Raw genomic sequence first — 10863 nt, 5'->3', positions numbered from 1 at the left:
CTAGGCTTTAATTACTATTCAGTAATATTTTTTAGAAAGCTAAACTACACTTGTAAAAAAATTAGCAAATAAAAAATCACAACTTATGATTAGTTGTGACTAGCAATATATAAGTATATATTAGTTGCTTTTTGCAACACGTGGACGAACTACGTGGTAAGGCATTAAAGCAATAAATCTAGCTCTTTTAATAGCATTTGCTACTTTTCTTTGGTGTTTAGCACATGTACCTGTTGATGATTTAGCTTTGATTTGTCCTGTAGCTGATACAAATTTGTTTAATAATTCAACATTTTTGTAGTCTACATATTCCATGTGGTTATCACAAAATTCACATGATTTTCTTCTTCCAAAACCTTTTTTGTTACGTTTAATGTAAGCCATATTTGTCTCCTTTATTAATCTAAATCACTGCCAAAGTCAAATAAGGCAGAAATGTCTTGTTCAACTTCATTAGATTTAGCATCGTTTTGTTTAATTTCAGTAGTTACATTTGGAGTTTGTGTCTTTTCACTAAATGAATAATCAACATTTTCATTTCTGGTGTATGTACGTTGATTATTATTATTTGAAGGCACATTGTTAAATGTTGGTGTAAATGTGTTGTTATTTGCAACAGGTGTGTTGCCACTTCTCATTTCGCGTACTGCTTTAGATTCTAAAGCAACAACACGATCTACAGTAACGTCAAGTGATCTAACTAATTGATTAGTTTGGTTGCTGTTGTATGTAGATGAATGAAGAGATCCTTCAACTAAAATTAAAGAACCTTTTGTTAGATTGTTTGCAATAAATTCAGCTGATTGTCTTCATGCTACAAGTGGAATAAAATCAGTGATATCATTGTTAGCACCGAAATTTGGTCTATTTACGGCTAATGTTAATCTAACATATGCAACATTGTTTGATGTACGAGATAATTCTGGTGTACTTGTAATACGACCAACAAGTGTAATTTTGTTATACATACTACTCCTTTAAAATGTAAAACTATTTTTCTGAGTTTTCTTTACGAACTCTAGGTTGACGTGGTTTTGAAGCGTTTTCTGAGTTAGCTTCTTTAGCTACTCTTTTTCTTCCACGTGATTTTGCTTTATCATCAGCTTTTTTGTTAAATCCTTTTTCTGTATCAAGGTTAATAACTAGTACTCTTCAGATATCTTTAACGATATTTGAACGACGTGTAAATTCAGCAATTGCTTTTCCTTCAGCTTCTACATAAGCTAAAACGTATTGAGCGTGTTTTGATTTGTTGATTTCGTAAGCAAGTTCGTTCTTTTCAAGTTTTTCAACTTTAGAAACACCTTTTCCAAAAACTTCTGTTAATAAGTCGTTTAAAACTTTAACATCAGCTTTAGGGTTTACGATTGACATAATTTCGTATTTGTTCATTTTTTCTCCTTATGGTCATTTCTGGGCTATTTTAGCCAAGGAGTATTGCTATATACTCTTGTATATTATACAAGAGATGTATATTTTTGTAACTTTAGCGTTATTTTTTCAAGCACTGTGTAGTAGGCTTATTATTATAAATTTAAAAATATAGAAAAATACAGCACATTAAAATGCTGCATTTATCAAAATTATTTTAAAACAAATGATTGTTCAACATCTTTAAATTCACCATTAATTTTTTGTGAATATTGAACTTTTAATGTTTTTGTTTCAGGGTCATATGAACCGTGCATGTAAGAGTTCTTTCCAGATTTAATTAATTTAAGATCACTTAATTGAACACCACTTGCTAATTCAATAATATTATTTTGTTCTTTATATGCACCACCTGAAGTAATTCCGAATTTATTATCTTTAGAATATCATTGAAGAATTCCTTTTGATGCTATTGACTTAGCTTTTTCAGCTGTTACTTTAGCAACATATTCAGCAGTTGCGTTATCACGTAATACAAGTGCTGTACCTTGAAGAACTTTAGCTTCTTCAGCAGGTTTATTTTCTTCACCTGTAGCAGGTTCACTTACAGCTTCTTTAACTTTTAATCCTTCGAGTTTAAGTTTGAATTCACCTAATTCTTTTTTAGCTACTTCTGCATCTGTTGTTTGAGACTTGTTAGCAAGCATATAGATTGCATTAGGTTTAATTACAGTATTAAATGATACTCTTATAAATAACATTCCTTGGTCATCTAAAGGTGTTAATTCAGAAACAGCGCCATTGAATGCTTCTAACATTTCTGGTGTAACTTGGAAAGTATCTTGATCATTATTTTGAGCTGTTAATGTTCCAGCTTTAGCAGCAATTACAATTTGGTCTTTTGTAATTTCTGAAGGTAATACTTGATCTAATGCTTTTCCTAGTTTTTTAACTGTTTCTTCTACATTAATTTCATAAATTTTTGTAGATGAGTTTTTAGCATAAAAGTTTTCAATAGCTTTTGCACTTAAAATTGGTGTAGGTAATTCAGTTACAGTTACAAGATTTGATTCTGATTTTGTATCTGTTTTATCTTTGTACGCAAAGATATATTCTTTAGAAGGTTTATCTAAATATACAATTGGTCTTAATTTAGCTGTTGCTTGAGCAACATCTGTTGAATCAATTATATTTCCTACTAAAATGTCTACTGAATTTTCAGGTTTTGTTACAGTAATTAAATCTAATTTATCTAATGAGCTTGGGCTGTAAGTTCCGTGCATAAATTTGTATGCTTTAGTCATACCCTTATCAGTAGATGGTTCAATTCTAACTACTGATTTATCAATATTAGCTTTATCTTCTATTGTTAATGCTTTAAAGATTTCTTCAGCAGCAACTTTTGAAATAAATCCACTAACATCAAATGATTTTTGGATTTCTTTCTTGTCTGTAGCATCTTTTTTAGATGTAACTGTAATTGTGTATGAAATTGTGTTAATTCCATTTAGCATTTTTTCTTTAGCAGCTTCTCTAACTTCGTTTGGTATTGTTTTGTTTGCTAAAACAACTTGTTCAAATACTGGATTACTTGCTTCAATTGTGTAATCTTTGTTTTCAGCAAATTGTGGAGCAACGAAATCGTCAGCTACTGCGCTAAATGCAGTTTTCTTTGTAGCAGCTTCTGTTAATGTTGGTTTTGTTTCTCCAATAAGTGTATTAACTTCTTCTTCTGTTAATTCACTTGCTTTTTTAGCTTCTGAGTCCTTAGTTCCTCACAGGTTGTCCATCAGCAGGAACTTCTGTATTAGGTTCACCTTCACTTGGTGCTGGATTTTCAGTTCCTGGTTGTTCTCCACCTTGAGATGGTGTTTTTTCATCACCTGGTTTTGATCCTTCAACTGGTTTTTCTCCATCGCTTGGTGTAGGATTTCCTGTTACAGGTTGTTCACCTGTACCAGGTTTTGTTCCGTCAGCAGGTTGTTCTCCATCAACTGGTTTAGGTGCTGGTTTTTCATCTCTAGGGTTTGTTGGTTCACCTTGAACTGGACTAGATCCATCAGCAGGTTGTCCGCCACCTTGTTCTGTTTTAACTAGTTTTAAATCATCAATAACTTTTGCAAGTTTAGCAGTTTCGTTAATTAATAATGATTTGTTTGAAGCAATTGTTTGTTCTAATGCTAAGTATTCTGATTTTAATACTGCTTTAACAGCATCATAGTCAGTTCCTAAGATTTCTTTTGCTTTAGCTGCAGCTTCAGCTTTTAATTCTGGTAAGAATTTTTCTAATTCTTCTAGAGCTTTTGTAGGTTTTGTTCCATCAGCAAATACAACTTCTTTAACTTTTCCAGCGTATGTTTCGATAGCTGTTTTGAAGTATGCTGTCATACCTGTAATAAAGTTGTCTAATGTTGGTAAGTTCTTTGTAGAATCATTTGTTCTTAATGTTTCAAAAATTGCTTGTCCAACATTTGCAATATCTTGAGATTTTTGAATCAAGATATCAGCAACATTGTTTTTAATTTCACCCATTCTTGGGATGATGTATTCTTTAATTGAAGCCATACCATCTTGTGCTTTAGTTACGATTGCGTTGTTTAATGCGTTAACAAGTACGTCATTTAATTTTAAAGCAACTTCATTGTATAAAGCAGATACTGGTTGGTATTGTGATGCAGGTAATGCTTTAACAGCTTCTAGCACTTTTTTGCTTTCAGCTTGTAATCCTGATGCAACTTCTTTAGCGTAATTTGTAATTACTTCTTTTTGTTCATCGCTTAAACTGTATGTAGCATTATTTGCAATATTTGCATATGCTGAGTTAACAGGTTCAACGATTGATTCAGCAGCTGTATCAATTGGAGCTTTTTCTGGTGTTTGAGCTGGTGGTGTTACAACTTCAACTTTGAATCCGTCAAAGCTTGTTTCTTTGTTAGCAAATAATTTTGCATAGCTCTTTGATTGAATTTTGTATGTAACTTTTAATGTTCCTTTTGAATTATCTGCAGATAATGTTACAACTGAAACATCGAATGATGCTCTGTCGTATCCAGCAAATAAAACATCATTGCTTGTTAATGCTGAAGCAAGTGTTTCAGCTTTGTTAACTGTTGATGCTAAAGAAACATCGATATTTGCTTGAGCTTGTTTTAATTTAGCTTCTTGAGCTTGATAATCTCTTTGATTCTTGTAGATAACACTTGGTACTGCAACAGCAGCTGAACCGATTGCAAGTCCCCCTACAACTACAAGTAAAAATTTTCCGACCTTTGACATTTAATTGTCCTTTCAACTTAATTAAGTTTTATTTTTCGTTTTTTATTGATGCAAGTATCTCTTCTATTTTTTGGCCATTTTTTGATACTTCATCTAAGTAAAAGTGTACACTAGGCACTTTTCTTCAATCAAGTGATTTAGAAAGCACCTTTCTAACATATCCTGAAGCATTGTTTAATGCTTCGATTCCTTTTTGTTCATTATTTAAAAATGAGACAAAAACTTTAACATGTGATAAGTCGTTAGAAAGCGAAACATCCATGACTACTGGATCGTTTACATTAACATTAGTGATATCGTTTGTTACGATATCTGCTAATAGTTGTTGTAATCTCGCTTCTTTTCTTTTTAAATTGATTTCATTCATATCTTAATTATATCCATTTTTTAAGTAAATATATTTATATAAGCATTAAATTTGAATTATTGAATATTTTTCCACTTTTATGATAATGTGAAAGTTTGCTTGTAAATTTTATCTTCATCACCACGGATTTTGAAGTTAATTACAAGTTCTTTAGTTTCTTCATCAAAACTACCTTCTAGATATTTGTTATCTCCCTTAAGGCTAGTTGTTAAAATATCACTCAAGTTTAGATTTGATCCTAATTTTAGAGTGAAAACTTTATTAGAAACACCTTGACCTAATGAAGTAAATCCGATAAAAGGTATTTTAGCTTTATCGTATTTTTGGAATGCTCCATTGTGCTTTCTCTTATCAGGTTTTGCATTTCAAGATTCTTTTACATTTGCTAAAGTCATTTCTGAATTTAGATCAAAAATAGCTTTTTCTTCAAATTGACTTTTATCAATAGTTTTTGTAACTTTAAATCCTTTAAAAGTGATGTCAAATTTAGCTGATTTGAATGTTTCTTCATTAGGATCAAAACTTTGTTCTTTGCCTTGTCCTAGGTAAATTGTTCCATTTGGATCGTTATTTACAATGGTGTTAAATTCAAATTCTACCTTGATTGATCCGTTATATTCATTAGGTGTTACTTTTACTAAATGCATTCCAGATGCTTTTACAAAATCTTTTGTAAAGTCAAACTTATCTAATCCATTTTTATCAGCTTTTCCTCTCAATTCCATTGGATTAAATGTTAAAGTTTGTTTAATAACATCTAGAGTCATATCTTTTGTAGGTACTTCACTGATTTTTTTACCAGTTAGAGCTTCTAATTTTTTAGCATCAATTTTAGCAGTTTGCTGAATGTTGTAATTTGTAGCAATCGCTACAGCACTTAATGCTTTAGCAGGCATATTTTCAAATGTTATTGAGTATTTATCAATATCATCTTCTAAGTATTGCTTTCCATTTTTGTATGCAAAGAAAGTTTCATATGACTTGTCATCTAAATATAAGTATGGTTGAATTTGTAAAGCGTTGCTTTTTTCTAAAATTGGAAGAGCAGCTTCTGAATTATATTCAAATGAAAGTTTAGCTAACGTTCCAGTGTCTTTAACAGTAATTGCTTTTTCAACTGATTTATTTCAGAAGACTCCTTGCTTAAATTTGTATGAATTATTCATACTTGCATATTTATTATCATCAAGGTATACTTTTAATTTACTTCGATCAAGTTCATAATTACTTTTATCAAGTAAATTAAGTGAATTTGCAAATATTTCATTTGCTTTTGCTTCATCAATATATTCACCAATTTCATAAGAATAAGTAAATTCTTTAGATACTGTAGGATCAGCTTTTGAAACTACCTTAAAGCGATAATCAACTTTCATCTTACCTTGTTTTAGTCAATCTTCTAGATGATTCATTCTATCTTCATCTGAAGGCATATTGACTTCTAAAACACTAACTTCTTCAGTTTGACTTGGAATAAATTTTATTTGATCCAAATCTTCAGGTTCAGCGACTCAAGATGTTTTTTTATTAACCAATTCTGCTTTTAATTTTGGTTTATTTTCTCCAATATATTTTTTGACTAAAGCATCATTGTCTAAGGCTAAAAAGTCTTTATTAACTAGAGCTGGTTTAGGAGCAGGTTGTGGTTCTGGGATAGGTTGTTCTTTTTCTCCACCTTGAATAGGATTTTGAACACCACTTTTATCAGAATTTTGCGTACCTCCTACGTTTTGCTGTTGATCTTTTTTAGGCTGTTCGACATCTTTGCTATTTTTCTGACATTGTGTAGCAACTAGAGGCAATGTCGTTATTGCGACACCTGATAGTGCCATAAATACTAAATTTAATTTTTTCATTAATCCTCCATATATTTTCAATTATATTCTTTACCTATAAATAAGGCATAAAAGGTTGTTTTTAGCTCTTAATTTATGGAAATTTTCATAAATTATGGAAAAATATGGAAATTAAAAAGCCATCTCGTTACCAAGATGACTTATATCCTCTGTTTTGTTGCTACCTAAGTAGCAAAAATATTTTACCACATCCCGATGAAGGGCTATGTAAGATTTTTGATTTTTTTGTGTCATTTTTACATATGCACTTTTAAAACACTCAGCTAGTAAAAATAGGTAGTTTTATTCAGCTAAAATTAAATGCTAAATTAATATTTTGTTCCTTAACAATAGTGCTTAAATTAATTTAATTAGAGATTTTTTGGTTAAAATTTTACAGCAGACTTTTTTTAATTTTTCTATATAATTAAAACATGAAAAAATTAGGAATTATTTTAGACTCTTTTAGTGGTCTATATCAAGAAGAAGCTGAAAAAGCAGGATTTAAATTTATTCCATTACAAGTTGATTTAGATGGAATAGTATATCAAGATGGTTTAGAAGATAAAACTAAAGTGTTAGAAGTTTTATCTAAAGCAAATAGTTTTAAATCATCTAGCCCTAAATTAGAAATAATTAACAAAATTGTTCAAGAAGCTAGTGAAGAATTTGATGAAGTTATTTATCTTGGAATTCACCCAAGTTTAAGTTCAACTTCAAGTCACGTACGTACAGTAGCAAGCGATTATAAAAATGTTTATATTTTCGAAAACCACTGAAGTGGAATTCAATTATACAATGCAGCTAGATATGCTTTAAAACTCCATAACCAAGGTTTAGGAATGGAAGAAATTTTCAAGCTTTTAACAGATGTTGATAATGCTTCAGCAACATACTTAGTACCATTTGATATGAAGTATATGATTCAAGGTGGTAGATTACATGGAGTTAAGAAGTTTATTATGACTAAAATAAGCTTAATTCCAATTCTTGAATATACTTCAGATGGAAAAGTAACACCAGTATTCTTAAAACGTACTAAAAAAGGCGCTATTGAAAAAGCAGTAGAAAAAGCTTACAACTTCCCTGATGATGGTGTAGAAAATTACGAATTTAACTGAATGCACGGTATTGATACAGAAATCAATGAAGAAGTCAAGAAACAATGTGCAGAGTTAGATATAAATTTAGCTCATGAACAAATTACTTCAAGCGTAATTGCAATTCACACAGGACCTGAAGCTTTTGCAATTACAGTAATGCCTAAATTAAACTTAGAAGACTAATGCCAGAAACAAAAAAGAAAACAACTACTAAAACAAAAACAAGTAAGCCTAGAAAAAGATCTAAAAATCAAGCTTTAAAAGATGAGCTAAAATGTAGTACTACATCATTAAATGATAAGCGTTTCACAAAGCTAGTTGATAGTATTATTATTGAAAACCAACAAGATGAATTTGAGATCAAAAAATATCGCAAGAATAAGTGAGCTTATATCCTTGCGATAGGTTCAATTGTTTTAATTGTAGCTTTAGTAATCATTATTATTCTAGCCATTGTTTATCATTGAGCAGGCTAGTGAATAAAGAGTGCTGAGTTATGATTAATTGGTAATTCAACATAAACTAGCGATACTAATGCAGTTGAAATTATATAAGCTAATGCCACAAATAATAAATATGAGGCATTGGCTTTTATTTTATCTCTATCATAAAAGAGTGAAACAATAAAGGATCCTGTAGAAACATAAATGTTAGTTGGGAATGATAATCTAAGCAATCATGAGGCTAAAAGTAACATTAAAAAGGTTAGTAATCCTGTATAACTTGAAGATAGAATATAGTTGTTTGACTTTTTGTTGATTACATATTGAATAATGAAGGTGAGTAAAGTAAAGACAAAGACAAATCCTGTATCTCAAGTTAATTCAGTTCTTTGAATCATTGAAACATTTTTATAAGAGTTATTTAAGCTAGGTCTTTTTCTTTTGATGCAAGCTCAAATTAAACCACCTATAATACCTCCGATCACGTGTCCTAGTATTATAAGTCAAATATTAGCCACATGAATTTGGGTTTTTACTGGATTAAATACATAGGTAAAAACATAAAAGAGCGTTACCATAGGGTTAACTATAGGAGGAATGTTGTTATTGATTTTCTCATACATTGATTTAGGCTCAAAAAATTGAGCAAGTATTCTAAGTACAGCAAATGAAATAAAGGCAGATGTTAAAGTGGCTAAAGCATAGAAGAAAGGATAAATGAAATTACGTTTATTATATGCTTTAGCTAAATGGGTGCATAAAAAAGACATAAGTGTTAAAAACGCAACACTAATGAGTTCTGCTACAAAGAATTCTCAAATGAAGTTATTGGTTAATAAATATTGCACTTATGTCTCCTATATATAAAGCTTGTTATATATAAATTATAATCTGAATATTAGTTTTTGCTTTCTGTTGTTCTTGAATTTTGTTTCATGTGTTTTGATCCCTTAACTACATAAATAGTTCCTGAGATAACACTTAAAATTAATGCTACATAAATTGGGATGTTAATTAAGTACATGAAGTGGTATTGTGTTGTAAAGTTTGTGTATGGTAATCAAATTAACATTAATAATGTAACACAAATACCTATTGAAAGAATTAATGTTTTAATTTTTCCTAATTTTTTAGCAGCTACTGAAACACCAATTTTAGCTAAAAACATTCTAACACCATCAACAATAATATCTCTTAAAATAAAGATAGCTACTGCTCAAAATGGTAGAACATTGATTACACCAAAGTAAATTAAAGTTAAATTAGTCATTACTTTATCTGCAATCGGATCTCAAACGATTCCAAAGTCAGTAACTAAATTTTGTTTACGAGCGATTCTTCCATCAAAAAAGTCAGTAATCATTGCCCCAGTAAATAGAGCTAAAATAAATCCAGTAATAATTGAAAAGGCAATTTTGTAACCAAGCTCATGTAAGTTAGCTAAATTACCACCAAATTCAGAACCTTTTGATAAGGTGTAATATCCTGCAATCATTAATAAGAAAGTAGGAATAACTAAAACTAAACGAAGTAGAGTTAGCTTATTTGGCTTGTTCATTGTTTTCAAACTCATTTGTGTACACTCCTCTTATTTTTGCTAGAATTTCTTCTTTATCTTTAAATAAAGAATCAATTTCTACTTTATCAAACTCTTCAACTTTTTTTCTAAAGTGTTCTGGCGCTTTAGTTGTGAAGTATTCAATATATTTAACACCTTTTTTATCTCATAAATTAGCATTTAGATCTCTTAAGGCTATTAAGTTGCTTTCAAGTTCTTTATAATCGTTTGTAGGCATTTCCTTGATGTAATCATGAAATTCAGGTGATTTATATAATGAAAGAACTATATTACGTGTATGTGAATTAATTTCTCCCATTGTGTATTTTCCAATGCTAGGAACAAATTCTTCTAAACTTTTACGATTTAGTTCAAATAATTCATTCATCATTAAGCTTAGCTCATAGGCGTAAACAGCTGCGTTTTTGCTAATTTCCACCATTTGAGCTGCAGCTTTTTTCTTTAGACGTTTGTCTTTAATGTATTGATATAAAATTCATGCGATAAATAGGACCATTACTACTGCAAACAGTATTCAAATCCCGATTGTTGCATCCATACCCATATCATTCTCCTTTAATTTTATTTAGTAATTTTTAATACTCATTTAGAGTCTTTTTTAACCACGAATTGTTTCATGATTTCATCTAATTCTTCTTCAGAATATGTAATTCCTTGAATCATAGCTGTATAAAGATAGTTTGAATATCCTTTAAAATCAAAACTAGCTTTAGGTGTCACTTCTGTATATAAGATTCTTCCACCTTGACTTAAAGGCTCAGAAATAGCTACTTCAGTATCAGCAACTTCTTGCTTAATAGCATTTAAATATTCCTTCATATCAGCTTTAGCTTGTAAATAGTTTTCTGCTAAAAGTTTTACTTTTTCAATATCTGCTGTTTTCATATTT

At 30.1% G+C, this 10863-nt stretch carries 13 protein-coding genes; 2 read left to right on the top strand and 11 right to left on the bottom strand.

What is annotated here, in order from left to right; genetic code table 4:
* Positions 1–120: 120 nt before the first annotated feature.
* The 7 genes from rpsR to ACX1M8_RS00390 form a co-directional block, all read right to left on the bottom strand.
* On the bottom strand, positions 121–384 hold the full coding sequence (rpsR, locus tag ACX1M8_RS00420) for a 30S ribosomal protein S18 (RefSeq protein ID WP_458798072.1): 264 nt from the start codon (positions 382–384) through the stop codon (positions 121–123).
* A 14-nt stretch (positions 385–398) separates the two neighbouring features.
* Positions 399–968 (bottom strand): single-stranded DNA-binding protein, encoded by a 570-nt coding sequence (locus ACX1M8_RS00415; RefSeq protein ID WP_458810638.1) that lies wholly within the window; start codon positions 966–968, stop codon positions 399–401.
* A 22-nt stretch (positions 969–990) separates the two neighbouring features.
* Positions 991–1392, bottom strand: a complete 402-nt coding sequence (gene rpsF, locus ACX1M8_RS00410; protein WP_458617034.1) for a 30S ribosomal protein S6 — start codon at positions 1390–1392, stop codon at positions 991–993.
* 191 nt (positions 1393–1583) lie between these two features.
* Positions 1584–3161: a hypothetical protein gene (locus ACX1M8_RS00405; RefSeq protein WP_458836037.1), complete on the bottom strand. Its 1578-nt coding sequence runs from the start codon at positions 3159–3161 to the stop codon at positions 1584–1586.
* Positions 3139–4647 carry a lipoprotein 17-related variable surface protein gene (locus ACX1M8_RS00400; protein WP_458810641.1) on the bottom strand — a complete coding sequence of 503 codons (1509 nt, stop codon included), beginning with the start codon at positions 4645–4647 and terminating at the stop codon, positions 3139–3141. Before ACX1M8_RS00400 ends, ACX1M8_RS00405 begins: the two co-directional genes overlap by 23 nt.
* Positions 4648–4675: 28 nt before the next feature.
* Entirely contained in the window at positions 4676–5014 is a 339-nt protein-coding gene (gene rbfA, locus ACX1M8_RS00395; protein WP_458617028.1) for a 30S ribosome-binding factor RbfA, read from the bottom strand.
* Between the two features lie 77 nt (positions 5015–5091).
* Positions 5092–6870, bottom strand: coding sequence for a hypothetical protein (locus ACX1M8_RS00390; RefSeq protein WP_458836553.1), 1779 nt, complete (start codon positions 6868–6870; stop codon positions 5092–5094).
* 413 nt (positions 6871–7283) lie between these two features.
* Here ACX1M8_RS00390 and ACX1M8_RS00385 point away from each other — a divergent pair, with 413 nt between their 5' ends.
* Complete coding sequence (locus tag ACX1M8_RS00385) at positions 7284–8135, top strand: DegV family protein (RefSeq protein WP_458834804.1); 852 nt, start codon at positions 7284–7286, stop codon at positions 8133–8135.
* Positions 8135–8428, top strand: a complete 294-nt coding sequence (locus ACX1M8_RS00380; RefSeq protein WP_458617021.1) for a hypothetical protein — start codon at positions 8135–8137, stop codon at positions 8426–8428. Before ACX1M8_RS00385 ends, ACX1M8_RS00380 begins: the two co-directional genes overlap by 1 nt.
* Here the strand turns inward: ACX1M8_RS00380 and ACX1M8_RS00375 are convergent.
* From ACX1M8_RS00375 to ACX1M8_RS00360, 4 genes are read right to left on the bottom strand one after another with little or no spacing between them, the layout of a single operon-like run.
* Positions 8425–9243 (bottom strand): hypothetical protein, encoded by an 819-nt coding sequence (locus tag ACX1M8_RS00375; protein WP_458834805.1) that lies wholly within the window; start codon positions 9241–9243, stop codon positions 8425–8427. The genes ACX1M8_RS00380 and ACX1M8_RS00375 overlap by 4 nt on opposite strands.
* A gap of 50 nt (positions 9244–9293) precedes the next feature.
* Positions 9294–9968: a CDP-diacylglycerol--glycerol-3-phosphate 3-phosphatidyltransferase gene (pgsA, locus tag ACX1M8_RS00370; protein ID WP_458810646.1), complete on the bottom strand. Its 675-nt coding sequence runs from the start codon at positions 9966–9968 to the stop codon at positions 9294–9296.
* On the bottom strand, positions 9937–10518 hold the full coding sequence (locus ACX1M8_RS00365; RefSeq protein WP_458810648.1) for an MHJ_0274 family protein: 582 nt from the start codon (positions 10516–10518) through the stop codon (positions 9937–9939). Before ACX1M8_RS00365 ends, pgsA begins: the two co-directional genes overlap by 32 nt.
* Before the next feature lie 17 nt (positions 10519–10535).
* A complete protein-coding gene (locus ACX1M8_RS00360; protein ID WP_458617009.1) occupies positions 10536–10859 on the bottom strand; it encodes a hypothetical protein in 324 nt (107 codons plus the stop codon).
* Positions 10860–10863 lie beyond the last annotated feature (4 nt).

It is taken from the genome of Mycoplasma tracheobuteonis (assembly GCF_054456995.1).
This window is presented reverse-complemented; position numbering and strand designations above follow the sequence as displayed.